A 15,859-nucleotide genomic window follows, 5' to 3' on the forward strand; every position below is an offset into this window, starting at 1 on the left:
ATCGCCGCCATCACGGTCAGGCGGGCAGTGGAGTCAGGCGCTCGTTCAGGGCGAATCATCAGGATCAACAACAAAATGCGAGCGCAGAAACATCAGGACGATAGCGCAGGCAAGGTGGCCGGCATACTCGACGGCCATGCCCGGGAGTGGCACCAGCTGTGTGAGCAGGCTGCAACAGAGGCCGGCGCAGAGCGGGCATGCTTTGTTTTTTTTCACCACGAAGCCCGGGGCGTCAGCCGAGTGCTGGGGCGCCGGCTGCGGGGCTGGCGCGAGTTCCATTACCTGGCGGTGTGGCGACAGCGCGGCTTCTACTGTGCCCTGACCGCGGCCGAGTTTCAGCTCGACAGCGAGTCCGCCTTTATGGCGGTGCCGGTCACCCGGGGCACTCAGCGCGGGCTGATGCTGCTGGAATTTGCCGCCACACCCGTGGCGCTGACCGAACACCTTCGCCTGCGACTCGACACCCTGGCCCGCCACGGCGCCCTGCTGTGGCGTGAAACCGAGCTGGATGCGCGCCAGCAGCAGCTGAATGAGTCGTCCGGGCGCCTGCTCAGCCGGCTGAAAACGCTGTTTATGCACGTGCCCATTCTGATCAATGGCTTTAATACCCAGGGGCGCTGCATTCTGTGGAATGACGAGTGCGAGCGGGTATTTGGCTGGCACTTTGACGAGCTGAAACATCACCCGGCACCCATTGAACTGTTTTACCCGGATCCACAAGAGCGCAGTGGCGTCATTGCCACCTTTGGGGAGCTGAAAGGCTCGGAGTTTCGCGAATGGCATCCGGTAGACCGACACGGGCACCGGCTCACCACCCTGTGGGCCAATATCATGCTGCCCAACGGCGACATGATCTGCGTGGGGCACGACATTACCGAACAGCGCGCCCTGGAAACCCAGCAACGGCTGGCCGCCAGCGTGTTTGAAGCCAGTTACGACGGCATCATGCTGACCGATGCCGATAACAGGGTGGTGCACATTAATCCGTCGTTTACCCGCATTACCGGCTATTCCCCCGCAGACATGATCGATCACCCCGCCACCCTGTTTGAGCAGGACCGCGAGGGCGGTGAGGTTCCGCCCTTGCCTGCCGACCCCGACAGCCCGGATCAATGGCAGGGAGAGTGTTCTATTCGGCGGCAGAACGGCAGCCGCTGCGCCCTGCTGATATCGGTCTCGGTGATCCGTGACGAACGCGGCCTGGTGCAGCACCATGCCATTATTCTGACCGACATCAGCCATATCAAGCGGCACGAGGCCGAGCTGCGCCAGCGCGCCCTGTATGACTCCCTTACCCGCATTCCCAACCGGCAGCTGTTCAGTGAGTTACTGGAGCGGGGCATGGGGGCGTCCCAGCGTGGCAACAACATGCTGGCGGTGTGCTACCTGGATCTGGACGGCTTCAAGCAGGTCAACGACAACCTGGGCCATGCCGCCGGTGATCGCTTGCTGGTGGAAATGGGCCGGCGCATGTCGCTGGTGATCCGCAACTGCGATGTGGTGGCCCGGCTGGGAGGGGACGAGTTCGCGCTGATGATCACCGGCCTGCACCAGCCGCTGGAATGCACCGATATTCTCGATCGGGTGCTGGCCGCCATTGATACGCCGGTGAACCTGGACGGCCACCAGGCCCGGGTGTCGGCGAGCATAGGGGTGGCGGTGTTCCCCCAGGATGCCAGCGATGGCCAGACCCTGCTGCGCTATGCCGACAAGGCCATGTACGAGGCCAAGAAACAGGGCAAGCGCCGCCATGTGTTTTTTGAGCCCGGCCTGCATTCCCAGGATCAGGAGCGTCACCAGCTTTATGAAGAGTTGCACCGGGCGCTGGCCAACGGCGAGTTTTTGCTCCATTACCAGCCCAAAATCGATCTGTTCAGCCGCAGCATGACGGGGGTGGAAGCCCTGTTGCGCTGGCAACATCCGCAAAAGGGCATGCTGACCCCGGCGGAGTTTTTGCCGGCGGTACTCGACAGCGACATGGAGTTTGAGCTGGGCCAGTGGGTGGTTCGGCGGCTGCTGCAGCAAATGACGGCCTGGCTGGAAACCGGCCAGGATTATTATGCCAGCTTTAATGTAAGTGCCGGCCAGCTGCTGCACGAGGATTTTTACTGCAACCTCAAATACCTGCTGGGCCTGTACCCGGCAGTGTTGCCGGAGCGGCTGGAGCTGGAATTTCAGGAGAGTGCGGTGGGCGGTGACGTGCAGCGGGTGGCCGGTGTGCTGGAGCGTTGCCAGCGGCTGGGGCTGACCATTTCCCTCGATAATTTCGGTGCCGGTTATGCCTCACTGGTGCACCTTAACCGGCTGCCGGTGGACATCATCAAGATCGACCGGCGCTTTATTACCGATCTGCTGACCAGCCCCACCGATGCCACCATGGTGGAAGGGGTGGTGCAGCTGGCGACGGCGCTGAGCATGGTGGTGGTGGCGGAAGGCATGGAAGTGCCGGAACTGGGCGAGCGGCTGCAGCAGCTGGGCTGCCATTATGTGCAGGGCTATGGCATTTCCCATCCGATGCCGGCGGAGGCCATTGCCGACTGGCTGCTGGAATGGAACCGGCAATTGCCATTGCAGTAATGCGCCCAAACGAAAAAACCCGGCCGAAGCCGGGGTTTTTTATTTGCCGTATTGAGCTGAGCTTACAGCTGCGGGCCGGCGGCTACCAGGGCCTTGCCCTCATCGGTGTCGGTGAACTTCTCGAAGTTGTTCACGAAGCGCTGAGCCAGATCCTGGGCCTTGGTGTGCCAGTGGTCGGCATCGGCGTAGGTGTTGCGCGGATCCAGAATGGACTCGTCTTCCACGCCCTGCAGGCCGGTGGGAATGGCCACGTTAAACCAGGGCAGGGTCACAAACTCGCTGTTCTCGATGGAGCCGTCGAGAATGGCGTTGATGATGGCGCGGGTGGCCTTGATGGAAATACGCTTGCCGGTACCGTTCCAGCCGGTGTTTACCAGGTAGGCTTCGGCGCCCACGGCGTCCATGCGCTTGGCCAGTACGTCGGCGTACTGGGTGGGGTGCAGGCTCAGGAAGGCGGCACCAAAGCAGCTGGAGAAGGTCGGGGTCGGCTCGGTGATGCCACGCTCGGTACCGGCCAGTTTGGCGGTAAAGCCCGACAGGAAGTGGTACTGGGCCTGTTCGCGGGTCAGCTTGGCCACCGGCGGCAGCACGCCGAACGCGTCGGCGGTCAGGAAGATCACCTTTTTGGCGTGACCGGCCTTGGACACCGGCTTGACGATGTTGTCGATGTGGTGGATGGGGTAGGAGACGCGGGTGTTCTCGGTCTTGGAGCCATCATCAAAGTCGACGGTGCCGTCTTCCAGTACGGTGACGTTTTCCAGCAGGGCGTCACGGCGAATGGCAGCGTGAATTTCCGGCTCGTTTTCCTTGCTCAGCTTGATGGTCTTGGCATAGCAGCCGCCTTCAAAGTTGAACACGCCGTCGTCGTCCCAGCCGTGCTCATCGTCGCCGATCAGGGCGCGATCCGGATCGGTGGACAGGGTGGTCTTGCCGGTGCCGGACAGGCCGAAGAACACGGCCACGTCGCCGTCCTTGCCCACGTTGGCGGAGCAGTGCATGGAGGCAATGCCCTTCAGCGGCAGCAGATAGTTCATCATGGAGAACATGCCTTTCTTCATTTCACCGCCGTACCAGGTGCCGCCGATCAGCTGCACCCGTTCGGTGAGGTTGAAGGCCACGAAGTTTTCGCTGTTCAGACCCTGTTCCTGCCAGTTGGGGTTGGTGCACTTGGCGCCGTTCATTACCACAAAGTCGGGCTCGAAGTTTTCCAGCTCGGCTTCTGAAGGGCGAATGAACATGTTTTTCACAAAGTGCGCCTGCCAGGCCACCTCGGTAATAAAGCGCACGGCCAGGCGGGTGTCGGCGTTGGCACCGCAGAAGGTGTCGACCACAAACAGGCGCTTGCCGGACAGCTGCTCGGTAACCAGACCCTTGAGCTGATCCCAGGTGTCCTGGCTCATGGGCTTGTTGTCGTTCTTGCCCTGGTCGGCCCACCACACGGTGTCGCGGGTCACGTCGTCACGGACGATGTATTTATCTTTGGGGGAACGGCCGGTAAAGATGCCGGTATCTACGGCCACGGCGCCCAGGCTGGTTACCACGCCTTTCTCGTAACCTTCCAGATCGGCACGGGTTTCTTCTTCAAACAGCTGCTCGTAGGAAGGGTTGTAAAGCACTTCGGTGACGTCGGTAATACCGTAGCGGGACAAGCCTAGTTGTTGCGCCTTGGGCGTCATTGTTCACTCCTGGATTTGGTACAGAGGGGTTTGCTTGGTTATTTGAATTTTTTGAAATGTGAGGATATCAAGATTTAAATATCAATTAGGGGATCTGCTTCAAAATTTATAATTTTGCGACACGAATTAAGAGGATGTTCGTGAAAATGACGTTTTTTATGCTGCTATAATGTTAATTTGCTGTGCCTTTGTTTTGCTTATCAATGAACAAACAGGGCAAGTTGGGCGGTGGGCGTAAGGGAAACGTTAAAAAATAAATCGGGGCCGGCTATGCCGGCCCCGATGCTGAGCGTAACCGCTGGGATCAGTGCAGGGTCTGGCTGAACAGGTTCTGCACGTCGCTGCCGTCAAAGCGATAGTGATGGCCGCAGTAGTCGCAGTGCATTTCGATTTTGCCCTGCTCCTGAATGATTTCCATGGCTTCCTGCTGGCCTACCTGCAGCAGCGCCTGCTCGCACTTCTCCTGGGAGCAGGTGCACTTGAAACTGACCGGCTGCGGATCGAACACCCGCACCGCTTCCTGATTGTAAAGCCGGTACAGCACTTCCTGAGCGTCTAGCTGCAGCAGTTCCTCGGCCTTCACGGTGGCGGTCAGGGCTTCCAGATGCTCAAAGTCGTCCTGCCGGCTTTCTTCTTCGCTGGGCAGGGCCTGCAGCAGCATGCCCGCGGCGGCCTGGTGGTCGCCCTGCAGGCCGGTAAACAGCCAGATGCGGGTGGCCAACTGCTCCGACTGGGCAAAGTAGTTTTCCAGGCTGGCGGCCAGGGACGCTTCGTTCAGTTCCACCACACCCTGGTAACGCTCGCCGTCGTCGGGAGTGATGGTAATGGCGATATAGCCCTTGCCCACCAGATCGGCCAGCCGGGTGCTGTCGGGCACATCACCCTGCCAGCGGGCCACGCCGCGCAGCTGCTGGTTGTGATCGCCGTTGATCACCGCCAGGCTGACCGGGCCGTCGCCCTGCAGCTGCACCGTGATGTGGCCTTCAAACTTGAGGGTGGCGGTGAGCAGGCTGGTGGCGGTGAGCAGTTCACCCAGCAGCCGCTGTACCGGCACCGGGTAGGCCTGGCTTGCCAGGATCTGCTGAAAGCTGTGCTGCAGCTGCACCAGCTCGCCGCGCACCGGGTAGTGGTCGAACAGATAACGGTGAAGTTGATCGGGTTTGTTCATCATGGGGTCCTGTCTCGGCTCAGTTGCCCTGCTTGATTCTGAGCAGGGTACGTCTTTCTTTCTTGTCGGGCCGGCGCTCGGGGCTGGGGGCAAACTGGCTGTTGAGTTTGCGCGCCTGGGCGTTGCGTTCCCGTCGTTCAATGCTGTCCGGTGTTTCCCGGTAGAGCTGTTGCGCCATCTCGGCCTTGCCGCGCTTGTCGGACAGGGCCAGCACCACCACTTCCCGTTCGTCGTGGCCCTGCCACAGACGCACCAGGGCACCGGTTTCCACCGGCTTGCCGGGCTTGGTGCGCTGACCGTTGTAGTGCACCTTGCCGCCGTCAATCATGTCCCGGGCCAGGCTGCGGGTCTTGTAGAAACGGGCGGCCCACAGCCATTTGTCCAGCCGCACGGAATCCGTTTTTCCGTTCATGGTACTCGCTCTCGTCAAAACCGGGCTCCAATTATACCAGATGGCCCGCGTCGTCATAGAAGCCGTAGGCAAATCACGTTTTGTGACCATTATGCGGCAGACGTTGGCCGTCAGTTGCGATAACCTCATGTAAGGCGATTTAAAAAACGGGATGGCCATGACCGGGAACAAACAAAAACCGAAAATACTGCACACCGAACTGGTGGCGGAAAGCCGTCTGTTCCGGGTGGAGTCGGTACACCTGCGTTTCAGTAACGGTGTTGAACGAATCTATGAAAGAATGCGTGGCGGCAGCCGGGGCGCCGTCATGCTGGTGCCCATGCTCGACGACGACACCATTCTGCTGATTCGGGAATATTCTGCCGGCACCCACAGCTATGAACTCGGTTTTCCCAAGGGGTTGATTGACCCGGGGGAAACCGCCCTGGAAGCGGGCAACCGGGAGCTGATGGAAGAGGTAGGCTATGGCGCCCGGGAACTGACCCCGCTCAAGCAGGTGAGCCTGGCCCCCGGCTATTTTGGCAGCCGCATGGATATTTTACTGGCACGGAACTTGTATCCGGAACAGCGGGAAGGAGACGAACCCGAGCCGCTGGAAGTGGTGCCCTGGCCGCTGAGCCGGCTTGGCGAACTGATGGCTCGCCCCGATTTTTCCGAAGCCCGCAGCATCTGTGGTCTGTTTTTGTTGCAGGACTGGCTTAATAAAGAGGAATAACCATGGATACCAGTGCCCTGCTGCCGGGGGTGAAGGCGGCAGCCCGAGAATCCGGCCAGTTGATCCTGTCGATGTACAACAGCGGTCAGTATCAGGCCGAAAGCAAAGACGACGACAGCCCGGTGACCAGCGCCGATCTGGCGGCTCACGAATATCTCGACCGCGCGCTGCGCGCCCTGGCCGATATTCCGGTGTTGTCGGAAGAGGGCGGCGACATTCCCCTGGCCGAACGCTGCACCTGGCCCCGCTACTGGCTGGTGGACCCCCTCGACGGCACTCAGGAATTTATTGCCGGCAGCGGTGACTTCTCCACCATGATTGCCCTGATTGAGCACGGCAAGCCGGTGCTGGGGGTGGTGTACGGGCCGGTGCATGATCTTATGTACTATGCGGTGCGCGGCCAGGGGGCCTACAAGGAAGCGAATGGCGAGACCCGGCGCATTCATGCCCGCCATTACCATGAGCCGGTCACCAGCCTGTGCATTGCCATCAGCCGGCGCCAGAACGTGGACTGGGTGCGCTCCCGGCTGACCGACGATCTGGACTACCGGCTGCTGCCGCTGGGCTCGAGCTCGCTCAAGTCTTGTCTGGTGGCTGAAGGGGAGGCAGACATGTACATGCGCATCGGTCCCACCGGCGAGTGGGACACCGGCGCCACCCAGTGCATTGTGGAAGAAGCGGGCGGCCGCATTCTGGATCTGGGACTGGCACGGCTCAGCTACAACGAGCGCGACAGCCTGATCAACCCCAACTTCATTACCCTCGGGGATGAAAACCTGCCCTGGCAGGAGATATTGCAGGTGGAAGCCTGAATACCACAAGGGCGGCCATGGCCGCCCTTGTCACGTTCAGTCGTCCTGACCGAAATCTTCTATTTCAATACCCAGCGCGGTCATGATCTCCCGGGCGTGGGCCGGGATCTGGTCGGGGACGTCCTTGCGCAGATCGTCGTCCTGGGGCAGGGGCTGGCCGGTGTAGGCATGCAGAAAGGCCTCGCACAGCAGCTCGCTGTTGGTGGCGTGACGCAGGTTGTTCACCTGGCGGCGGGTGCGCTCATCGGTGAGCACCTTCAACACCTTGAGCGGGATGGAAACGGTGATCTTTTTGACCTGCTCGCTTTTCTTGCCGTGCTCGGCGTAAGGGCTGATATAGTCGCCGTTCCATTCAGTTTTCATCGTCCACCTGCGTTCGGAAATTGGTTCCGGCGAATTGTAACCCCTGCATTTTGTGTTGGCAATCCAACAGCAAAGCCTTGCGGACGGCCAGATGGCTTGACGGCTTTTGCCCGCTGGGTTACTGTGCGCTACTCGAAAATTCCCCGTTTCAGGCTGCCGTGCGCAAAGGAGAAGGACATGCCGAATTACAAGACTCAGACTCACGCCGTTCGTACCGGTCTTGAGAGTGACACGCAGCATGGTGCCGTAGTGCCGCCCATTTACCTGAGCAGCACCTATTCCTTTGCCGACTTCAACCAGAAGCGTCAGTTCGACTATGCCCGCTCCGGCAACCCCACCCGCCAGACCCTGCTCGACGCCCTGACCCACCTGGAAGGCGGTGCCGGTGCGGCGGTGACCGCCAGCGGCCTGGGCGCCATCAATCTGATCGTCACCTCCCAGCTGCAGCCCGGCGACCTGCTGGTGGTGCCCCACGACTGCTACGGCGGCAGCCAGCGGCTGTTCAACTCCCTGGCAAGCAAGGGTCTGTTCGAGCTGGCCTATGTGGATCAAACCGACACCGATGCCCTGGCCGAGGTGATGGCCCGCAAGCCGCGCATGCTGTGGATTGAAACCCCGTCCAACCCGTTGTTGCGGGTGGTGGACATCGAAGCCCTGTGTGCCGCCGCCCGGAACGTGGGCGCGCTCAGCGTGGTGGACAACACCTTCCTGTCGCCGGCACTGCAGCAGCCGCTGGCTCTGGGCGCCGATCTGGTGCTGCACTCCACCACCAAATACATCAATGGTCACTCCGATGCCCTGGGTGGCGCCGTGGTGGCGGCCGACCCGGACATGGCCGAGCAGCTGCGCTGGTGGGCCAACTGCCTGGGGCTGACCGGCTCCGCCTTTGACAACTACCTGACCCTGCGCGGCCTGCGTACCCTGGGGGTGCGCATGCGTCAGCACTGTGAAAACGCCGAGGCGCTGGTGGCCTTTTTGCAAACCCAGCCCAAGGTCAAGGCGGTGTATCACCCGAGCCTGCCGGGCAATCCGGGCCATGACATTGCCGCCCGTCAGCAGGCCGGCTTTGGTGCCATGCTCAGTTTTGAGCTGGATGCCGACGAGGCGGGTCTCAAGGCTTTCCTGCAGCAGCTGCAGCTGTTCTCCCTGGCCGAATCCCTGGGCGGGGTGGAAAGCCTGATCGCCCACCCGGCCACCATGACCCATGCCGCCATGAGTCCGGAAGCCCTGGCCGAGGCCGGCATCAGCCAGCAGCTGCTGCGGGTGTCGGTGGGTATTGAGGACGCCGGCGATCTGATCCACGATCTGGAAAACGCATTCAAGGTACTCAGCAAGTAAATGACCATTCTCGAGCCCGAGGCCGGCGCCCAGCGACCGGTGCACAAGTTTGGCGGCAGCAGCCTGGCCGATGCCGCCTGTTTTCACCGGGTAGCCGGTATTATTCGCACGCTGCAACAGCCCGACGCCCTGATCGTGGTGTCGGCCCCGGGCAAGACCACCAACCGGCTGATTGAACTGCTCAGCCTGTTCGCCAGCGGCGATACCGCCGCCCCCGAGGCGCTGGCGGGTCTGCATGCCTTTCAGCGCAACCTGATTGAAACCTCGCTGCCCGCCGAGGCCGCCGCCCCCCTGCTGGCGGCCCTGGACGACGACATTGTCACCATTGCGCAAGTGCTGGAGCAAAACCGGCTCGACGAGTATCAGCGCGGCTTTATTCAGTCCTTTGGTGAAGTGTGGTCGTCCCGGCTGCTGGCCCGGGTGCTGTGCCACCAGGGCCTGGCTGCCGACAGCCTGGACGCCCGGCGTTTTCTGCGGGTATCCGGCACTCCGGTGCAGGTGCAGGAAGAGATGTCGCGGCGCCTGCTGGCAGATATTCTGGCCCGGCATGCTCGGCAAATGCTGGTGGTGACCGGCTTTATCGCCGCCGATGACGATGGCAATACCCGGTTGCTGGGACGCAATGGCTCCGACTTCAGCGCCACTCTGCTGGCGGCCCTGGCCGACAGCTCCCACACCACCATCTGGAGCGACGTACCCGGCGTGTTCAGCGCCGATCCGCGGCGCATTCCCGAGGCCCACTTGCTCAAGCGACTGGCGCTGCCCGAGGCCGCCGAGCTGGCACGACTGGGATCGCCGGTACTGCACAGCCGCACCCTGGGGCCGGTGGCCGCCAGCCGCCAGCAGCTGATGCTGCGTTGCAGCTACCACCCGGACGACGGCCATACCCGCATTGAGCGCCGGCCCCGGCGGGAGCAGGGCGCGCGCATCGTCACCGCCGTCGACGACACCGTGCTGGTGGAAATGACCATTTCCGATCGCTACCAGGAGCGGGTGGACGCCCTGACCGACTGGCTGACCAGGCGGGAACTGGCGCCCCTGGCCTGCAAGCGCCGGCCCGAGCGCAAGCTGTGGCAGATTGCCTATACCCGGGAGCAGGCCGAACAGGCCTTTCTGCTGCTCAGGGATCATCAGCCCGCCGGGGGCTTTGAAGGGCTGCAACAGCGGGAAGGCTTTTCCCTGGTGGCCCTGGTGGGCAAGAACGTGACCAGTCAGGCCGAACAGTGCCTGCAGTTTTACCATGCGCTGACCGAACAGCCGATGGAGTTTATTCAGCCGGCCAAAAACGCCCTTAGCCTGGTGGGGGTGGTGCGTAAAACCGCGCTCGATCCGCTGCTGCAGCGGCTGCACCAAAGCCTGTTCAGCCGGCCCAAACGGGTGGGCGTGTTGTTGTTTGGCCGGGGTAATATCGGCCAGGCCTGGCTGCGTCTGTACAAGGAGCAAAAGGCCCGGCTGGAGCAGGAGCTGAACCTGCGGCTGACCCTTTACGGGGTGTTCGACTCCCAAGGAGCCATGTTGGCCAGCCAGGGGCTGGAGGTAGACAAGGTGCTCAACGACTTTGAACCCCACAGCCTGGTCTGGCCCGACTGGCTGGAAAACCTGGAGGAGCACGGCTTCGACACCATGGTGGCACTGGACTGCACCGCCTCCGAGAGCCTGGTGCAGTATTACCCGGCCCTGGTGCAGCAGCACATTCACCTGATTGCCGCCAACAAGCAGGCCGGCGCCGCCAGTCAGGACTATTACGCGGCCCTGAAGCAAACCCTGGCCGAGCACAGGGTGAAGTTTCTCAGCAATGCCACCGTGGGCGCCGGCCTGCCGGTGCAGAGCAGCCTGCACCAGCTGCGCCAGTCGGGGGAACAGATTCGGGCCATCAGCGGCATCTTTTCCGGCAGTTTGAGCTGGCTGTTCCAGCATTTCGACGGTAGCCAGCCGTTTTCCGAGCTGGTGCAGCAGGCCTGGCAGCAGGGCCTGACCGAGCCGGATCCGAGGGACGATCTCAACGGTCAGGACGTCAAGCGCAAGCTGGTGATCCTGGCCCGGGAAGCCGGCTTCGATCTCGACCCCGAGCAGGTGAAAGTCGCCAGTCTGGTGCCCGACGAGCTGGCCGGACTGGACAAGGAAAATGCCCTCGAGGCCCTGCACCGGCTCGATGAGGCCCTGGCCGAACGGCTGGCCGAGGCGCAGCAGCAGGGCGGTGTGCTGCGCCACGTGGCTCGTTTTCACGCCGACAGCGGTAGCGCCAGCGTGGGGCTGGAAGTGGTGCCGGTTAACCATCCCTTTGTGCCATTGCGCCCCGGCGACAATGTGTTTGCCATTGAAACCCGCCACTACCGCCAGAACCCCATGGTGATCCAGGGCCCGGGCGCCGGGCGGGAAGTGACCGCCGCCGCCGTGCAGGCGGATCTGTGGCAACTGCTGGCCGCACTGTAACGAAAAAGGCTCCTGCGGGAGCCTTTTCATCTTCAGGTATGGTGTCGGCCTCAGCCTTGTTGCGAGCGTTCGATAATGTCTTTCAGATCCGGGCACAGCGGTGAGGGCAGGGCCTCGGGGCTGAACCAGGCCACGGCTTCGGCGTCGTCGTCGGCCACCGGGGTGCCGCTTTGATAGTGGCCGCGTACCGCCACCATTACATAGTGGTGGGCCAGCTCGCCGGCTTCTTCGGCCAGTACGTCGTAGCAGGCAAAGGGAGTCTCCATGCGGGCGATCACGCCGGTTTCCTCCTGCAGTTCCCGGGCGGCCCCCGCACTCATGGTTTCTCCCCATTCGAGCTTGCCACCGGGAAAGCCCCAGTGCCCGGCATGGGGAGCGTGTTTGCGTTTCACCAGCAGCACTTGCTGCCGGTGCCAGACCACGGCGATAACGCCGACCTTGGGTGCTTTCATGAAGGTTCCCTGGCTTAATGAACAAGAAGGGTATTGTGCCAAAGCTCAACTGGCTTCGGTGAATTAAATGGTGCGGGGTTACGAGCGGCTGATGATGCGGTATACAAACAGCAGAAACAGGGCGCCAATCACGGCGGTGAGCATGCTGCCCAGATTAAAGCCGGTGACGGTGCCAAAGCCCAGCCGCACGCCCACCCAGCCGCCCACAAAGGCGCCGGCAATACCGAGCAGGGTGGTCATGATGAGGCCGCCACCGTCCCGCCCTGGCATGATCCAGCGTGCCAGAAAGCCGGCAATCAACCCGAAAATAATCCAGCTGAGATAACCCATGATGCACTCCATTGCTTGTTTTTTAACCTGTTTCAAGCATAGCCCAGCGGAACCCACAGCTGTCAGTGATGAGCTTGAAGCTGGAAGCTGTACAGCAACAAGCTTTCGGCATCCGGTTAGCCGATCAGCGACCAGTGGTTGTCCCACTGCCAGGGGGAGTAGAAGCGGGTTTCCTCGCCCTGGATATCGAGCCGGCTGATACCACCCTGACCACTGCCCAGCCATATGTGGCCCTGATCCGCCGAGGCGCCTGAAGCATCGGGCAGGGGCGCAATGCGGATCAGCTCGCCGCTGGGTCTGTGCCACAGACCGTAGCAGTTGCCCGGGGGCGAGGTGGCGGCAATGTAGTCGTCGGTGACCGCAATGCTGGCGATGTAATGGTTGAAGCGGGCCCAGTCCAATGGCTCACCGCCAAGCGGTGCCAGTTCGCGGCCCCGGCGGTGGCGCACGATCAGTGGCGGGTAGTCGTCGGGACTGCCGCGATATTGCTGGCCGGTAAAGACTTCACCGTCGGCGGTGACCGCCAGATGGCGAATGGACAGATGCCGGTCGGCCAGGCCCCGTTGCTCCAGCACTCTGCCGGTGCCGGCGTCGAGGTAACTCAGGCTGGGTTGCATGGTGTCCAGATTCAACGGCTCGCGCCCCTGCGTGTGCACGCCGCCCACGCCCACCACCAGATTGCCGTCGGGCAGGCGGCATATTTCATGGGGCCCCAGGCCAAAGCCGGTAAACTCGTTTATCTTGGTGAGCCGCTCTCCTTCAAGCGCATAGACACCAATCACGCCCTCGCTGCTGCTGCGTACCCCTTCGGTGGTGTAAAGCAGCCGGCCGTCGGCGCTGAACACGCCGTGGCCGTAATAATGGCGCTCATGGTCGGCCTCGCGTACCTGCAACAGCCTGCCCTGCTCGTGGTTGAACAGCGCCAGGTAGCCGCCGGGGCGGCGGGCGTGGCATACCGCCAGCGGGCGTGTGGGGTGGGCCGCCATGCCGTGGCCCCGGTCCGGCAGCGGCAGCTCAAAGCGCAGGCTGCCGTCCAGGTTGAGTGCCTGTACCACGTAGCGGTGGCCGCCGTCACGGCGGCCACCGCCCACCAGGTAGCCGCGCTTGCGTTGCGGCAAGGTACAGCCGGCCAGCCCCAGGCTGCACAGCACGCCGGCGGCGGAGAGCCCTTTTAAAAATTGCCGGCGCTGCATCAGTCGCCGTCCGTGGCGTTAAAGCCGAGGCTGATCCCCAGGGCATCGGGCAGGCGCAGCTTGAGCTTGCTGCCCAGGCGATCAAAGGAGAGCTTGAAACGCAGCAGGGCGGCGTAGTTGTCCCCCCGCAGCCAGTGGGTCAGGCTGTCGCCCTCGGGCAGGTGGTTAAGGGTGTCGGCAAAGGCCTCATCCAGCTCGGTGATCAGGGTGGTGTCATGCTTTTGCTGCAGATAAGCACGAATGCCGCCGTCCTGATATTCCCGCTCCAGGCTTTGCAGGCTGGTGCGCACAAAGTGCAGCGACTGTTCGCTGCGCCAGGCCTCGGCAAACAGCGGACGGGGATGGTCGACCGTGTTCAGTGGCAAATCCAGTTTCTTTTCAATGCGATCAAAGCGGTGGGCGAGCTGGCCGAGGATCTGCACCAGCAGCACGCTGTCGCCGCCCTGAATGGCCATTTGCTCCAGCTGTTGCTCATAGTCGGACGGGTTGTACCAGGCCATCTGCAGCCGCTCGCCGTTTTGTACCAGTTGCTCGTTCACTCTGGGCAGCAGGGTGCAGCGTTGTGTCTGTGACAGGTCTTCATAGAGCAGGTGTTCCACCGCCCCCAGGGTAATGCTGGCGCCCTTGAGCGGGCCGGGCTGGTTCAGCTGACGCGCTAGCTGGCGGCCGGTGGTGTCCTTTTTGTCGGGCCACAGCTGAAAGGCGTAGCTCAGGCCGGCGGCGTCCAGCGGGCCGCCGCTCTGGCCCTGGTGAGCGGTCCAGGCGGCAAAGGCGTCGCGCCATTGCTGCTGCACGGTGGCAAGGGGCTGTTCACCGGCGCAGTAGGCCCGGCTGGTTTCATCAAGTTGACGCAGCTCGCCGGCCAGCTCGTCGGCCTGCTGGCGCATCAGGCCAAGGTGGGCCTGAGTCAGCTTGCCGAGTGCCGGGTCAACCGGTGGCTGGCTCTGGCAGGCGGTGAGCAGGCCAAGGGCGGTAAGTGAAAGCAGGCGAAATTTCATAGCGACTCCAGGAAGGCAATCAGTTGTTCACGCTCTTCGGCACTGGCGGCCAGCACCCGGTTGCGTGCCGTTTCGGCCTCGCCACCGTGCCAGAGCACGGCTTCCATGGGGGTGCGGGCACGGCCGTCGTGCAGGTAGCGGGCGGGCTCGCCTGCCACTTCATCGGCATAGCCCAGGCCCCACAGCGGCGGAGTGCGCCATTCGCGAGCGCCGGCGTTAAACTCGGGGCGATGATCGGCAAGACCCTCGCCCATGTCGTGCAGCAGCAGATCGGTATAGGGGTAGATTTTCTGCCCGCTCAGGGCCGGACTGGTGTGTGTGCCTGTGGTGTAAGAGGGGGTATGACAGCCGGCACAGCCCAGGGCCAGGAACAGCTGCTCGCCGGCCTGCACTTGGGGATCGTCCAGGTTGCGCCGGGCGGGCACCGCCAGGTGCTGGCTGTAGAAGGTGACCGAGTCGAGAATGTCGTCGCTCACCTCGGGCTGGCCGCCGTCCGGGTATTGGCCGCAGGTCTGGTCCGGCGTGCAGTCGTCGGCGGGTGCCAGGTTGGAGGTCAGCCCCATGTCGCCGGCAAAGGCGCCGGCATTTTGCTGGCGCAGGCTGGGCTGGCCGGCCTTCCAGCCAAAGCGGCCGATGACCGTTTGCTCGCGGGCCGCGTCCCATACCCGGTTGGCGTAGCCGCGAATGCCGTCATGGTTTTCATCATTCGGATCCTCCCCGGCCAGTAGGTCGTCCTCACGAATGGCTTCCAGCAGGCCCAGGCCGATCATGGGCGGGGCGATGCGCGCCGAGGTCAGCAGGGCCGAGCCGGGCTCGCCAAAGCCGGGGTGGTCGATGCTGACATCAGGCCGGCGCAGCTCCACCGTGCTGCCATCGTTAAAGCGCACGGTTTCGGGCGTGTAGCGAATGGCTACCTTGCCTTCGGGCACGGCGCCGGGAATGGCCATGTCCTGCAGCTGGCCGCCATAGACCGGATGGGGCACCACCCCAAGGGTGCGCAGGTAGGCCTGGTGCTGTTCGCTCTCGTCGGCGGGAACCGACAGCCGTACCAGCATGCTTACCGCATTGTCGCCGTCAAAGGCGGGGGGGTGGCCGCGGCCATCCTTGATGTGGCAGCTCTGGCAGGCGTTGGTGTTGAAAAACGGGCCCAGGCCGTCGCGGGCGTCTGTGGTGGCCGGGGCGGCAACCCAGGGGTTACGGAAAAAGCTGTTGCCCACCGAGAAGTCGAGGCGCTTGTCAAAGCTCAGGTTGGAGGCGGGCATGGAAAAGGCGTTGGCGCCGGTTTTGGTGGTGGTGGTGTCGCCGCCGGGCAGGGCGGGATTGGCCTGGGCGCTCAGGGCAAAGGCAGCGCAAAACAGCAGACCGGTGAGTCGAAACGACATAAGGACTCCA

At 62.7% G+C, this 15,859-nt stretch carries 14 protein-coding genes; 5 read left to right on the plus strand and 9 right to left on the minus strand.

The genetic code is table 11. From position 1 onward, the window contains the following. Positions 1–75: 75 nt before the first annotated feature. Positions 76–2,577: a putative bifunctional diguanylate cyclase/phosphodiesterase gene (locus tag Q9290_RS13635; RefSeq protein WP_306080205.1), complete on the plus strand. Its 2,502-nt coding sequence runs from the start codon at positions 76–78 to the stop codon at positions 2,575–2,577. 62 nt (positions 2,578–2,639) lie between these two features. Here the strand turns inward: Q9290_RS13635 and pckA are convergent, their stop codons facing one another. The 3 genes from pckA to hslR all read right to left on the minus strand — a co-directional run bounded on the left by pckA (position 2,640) and on the right by hslR (position 5,833). Next, complete coding sequence (pckA, locus tag Q9290_RS13640) at positions 2,640–4,253, minus strand: phosphoenolpyruvate carboxykinase (ATP) (protein ID WP_306080206.1); 1,614 nt, start codon at positions 4,251–4,253, stop codon at positions 2,640–2,642. Positions 4,254–4,557: 304 nt separating this feature from the next. Continuing rightward, a complete protein-coding gene (gene hslO / locus Q9290_RS13645; RefSeq protein WP_306080207.1) occupies positions 4,558–5,421 on the minus strand; it encodes an Hsp33 family molecular chaperone HslO in 864 nt (287 codons plus the stop codon). Positions 5,422–5,440: 19 nt separating this feature from the next. Further along, on the minus strand, positions 5,441–5,833 hold the full coding sequence (hslR, locus tag Q9290_RS13650) for a ribosome-associated heat shock protein Hsp15 (protein WP_306080208.1): 393 nt from the start codon (positions 5,831–5,833) through the stop codon (positions 5,441–5,443). Positions 5,834–5,990: 157 nt separating this feature from the next. On the opposite strand from hslR, the gene nudE reads away from it, so the two are divergent. Together nudE and cysQ are read left to right on the plus strand one after the other, a co-directional pair. After that, the gene (gene nudE / locus Q9290_RS13655; RefSeq protein WP_306080209.1) at positions 5,991–6,548 is read left to right on the plus strand and encodes an ADP compounds hydrolase NudE; all 558 of its coding nucleotides are present in this window, start codon (positions 5,991–5,993) and stop codon (positions 6,546–6,548) included. Positions 6,549–6,550: 2 nt separating this feature from the next. Next, on the plus strand, positions 6,551–7,360 hold the full coding sequence (gene cysQ / locus Q9290_RS13660; protein ID WP_306080210.1) for a 3'(2'),5'-bisphosphate nucleotidase CysQ: 810 nt from the start codon (positions 6,551–6,553) through the stop codon (positions 7,358–7,360). A 36-nt stretch (positions 7,361–7,396) separates the two neighbouring features. Here cysQ and metJ read toward each other — a convergent pair whose 3' ends face one another. Next, positions 7,397–7,723, minus strand: a complete 327-nt coding sequence (gene metJ, locus Q9290_RS13665) for a met regulon transcriptional regulator MetJ (RefSeq protein WP_094201140.1) — start codon at positions 7,721–7,723, stop codon at positions 7,397–7,399. A gap of 177 nt (positions 7,724–7,900) precedes the next feature. Here metJ and metB point away from each other — a divergent pair, with 177 nt between their 5' ends. Both metB and metL read left to right on the plus strand, forming a co-directional pair. Continuing rightward, on the plus strand, positions 7,901–9,061 hold the full coding sequence (gene metB / locus Q9290_RS13670; protein WP_306080211.1) for a cystathionine gamma-synthase: 1,161 nt from the start codon (positions 7,901–7,903) through the stop codon (positions 9,059–9,061). Further along, complete coding sequence (gene metL / locus Q9290_RS13675; protein WP_306080212.1) at positions 9,062–11,494, plus strand: bifunctional aspartate kinase/homoserine dehydrogenase II; 2,433 nt, start codon at positions 9,062–9,064, stop codon at positions 11,492–11,494. A gap of 50 nt (positions 11,495–11,544) precedes the next feature. Here the strand turns inward: metL and Q9290_RS13680 are convergent, their stop codons facing one another. The 5 genes from Q9290_RS13680 to Q9290_RS13700 form a co-directional block, all read right to left on the minus strand. Continuing rightward, positions 11,545–11,946, minus strand: a complete 402-nt coding sequence (locus Q9290_RS13680) for an NUDIX hydrolase (RefSeq protein WP_306080213.1) — start codon at positions 11,944–11,946, stop codon at positions 11,545–11,547. Positions 11,947–12,024: 78 nt separating this feature from the next. Beyond that, on the minus strand, positions 12,025–12,276 hold the full coding sequence (locus Q9290_RS13685; protein ID WP_306080214.1) for a GlsB/YeaQ/YmgE family stress response membrane protein: 252 nt from the start codon (positions 12,274–12,276) through the stop codon (positions 12,025–12,027). A 116-nt stretch (positions 12,277–12,392) separates the two neighbouring features. Beyond that, a complete protein-coding gene (locus Q9290_RS13690; protein ID WP_306080215.1) occupies positions 12,393–13,469 on the minus strand; it encodes a DUF1513 domain-containing protein in 1,077 nt (358 codons plus the stop codon). Then, the gene (locus Q9290_RS13695; protein WP_306080216.1) at positions 13,469–14,467 is read right to left on the minus strand and encodes an imelysin family protein; all 999 of its coding nucleotides are present in this window, start codon (positions 14,465–14,467) and stop codon (positions 13,469–13,471) included. The genes Q9290_RS13690 and Q9290_RS13695 overlap by 1 nt, the downstream gene beginning before the upstream one ends. Then, complete coding sequence (locus Q9290_RS13700) at positions 14,464–15,849, minus strand: di-heme oxidoreductase family protein (RefSeq protein WP_306080217.1); 1,386 nt, start codon at positions 15,847–15,849, stop codon at positions 14,464–14,466. The genes Q9290_RS13695 and Q9290_RS13700 overlap by 4 nt, the downstream gene beginning before the upstream one ends. Positions 15,850–15,859 lie beyond the last annotated feature (10 nt).

Source organism: Oceanimonas aquatica, assembly GCF_030732065.1.
Taxonomy (GTDB): Bacteria; Pseudomonadota; Gammaproteobacteria; order Enterobacterales; family Aeromonadaceae; genus Oceanimonas.

Coding starts and splice junctions, on each gene's coding strand:
- Q9290_RS13695 (WP_306080216.1), bottom strand. CDS start 14,467: ATGAAATTTCGCCTGCTTTCACTTACCGCCCTTGGCCTGCTCACCGCC.
- metL (WP_306080212.1), top strand. CDS start 9,062: ATGACCATTCTCGAGCCCGAGGCCGGCGCCCAGCGACCGGTGCACAAG.
- Q9290_RS13685 (WP_306080214.1), bottom strand. CDS start 12,276: ATGGGTTATCTCAGCTGGATTATTTTCGGGTTGATTGCCGGCTTTCTG.
- metB (WP_306080211.1), top strand. CDS start 7,901: ATGCCGAATTACAAGACTCAGACTCACGCCGTTCGTACCGGTCTTGAG.
- hslO (WP_306080207.1), bottom strand. CDS start 5,421: ATGAACAAACCCGATCAACTTCACCGTTATCTGTTCGACCACTACCCG.
- pckA (WP_306080206.1), bottom strand. CDS start 4,253: ATGACGCCCAAGGCGCAACAACTAGGCTTGTCCCGCTACGGTATTACC.
- nudE (WP_306080209.1), top strand. CDS start 5,991: ATGACCGGGAACAAACAAAAACCGAAAATACTGCACACCGAACTGGTG.
- hslR (WP_306080208.1), bottom strand. CDS start 5,833: ATGAACGGAAAAACGGATTCCGTGCGGCTGGACAAATGGCTGTGGGCC.
- Q9290_RS13680 (WP_306080213.1), bottom strand. CDS start 11,946: ATGAAAGCACCCAAGGTCGGCGTTATCGCCGTGGTCTGGCACCGGCAG.
- Q9290_RS13690 (WP_306080215.1), bottom strand. CDS start 13,469: ATGCAGCGCCGGCAATTTTTAAAAGGGCTCTCCGCCGCCGGCGTGCTG.
- Q9290_RS13635 (WP_306080205.1), top strand. CDS start 76: ATGCGAGCGCAGAAACATCAGGACGATAGCGCAGGCAAGGTGGCCGGC.
- cysQ (WP_306080210.1), top strand. CDS start 6,551: ATGGATACCAGTGCCCTGCTGCCGGGGGTGAAGGCGGCAGCCCGAGAA.
- metJ (WP_094201140.1), bottom strand. CDS start 7,723: ATGAAAACTGAATGGAACGGCGACTATATCAGCCCTTACGCCGAGCAC.
- Q9290_RS13700 (WP_306080217.1), bottom strand. CDS start 15,849: ATGTCGTTTCGACTCACCGGTCTGCTGTTTTGCGCTGCCTTTGCCCTG.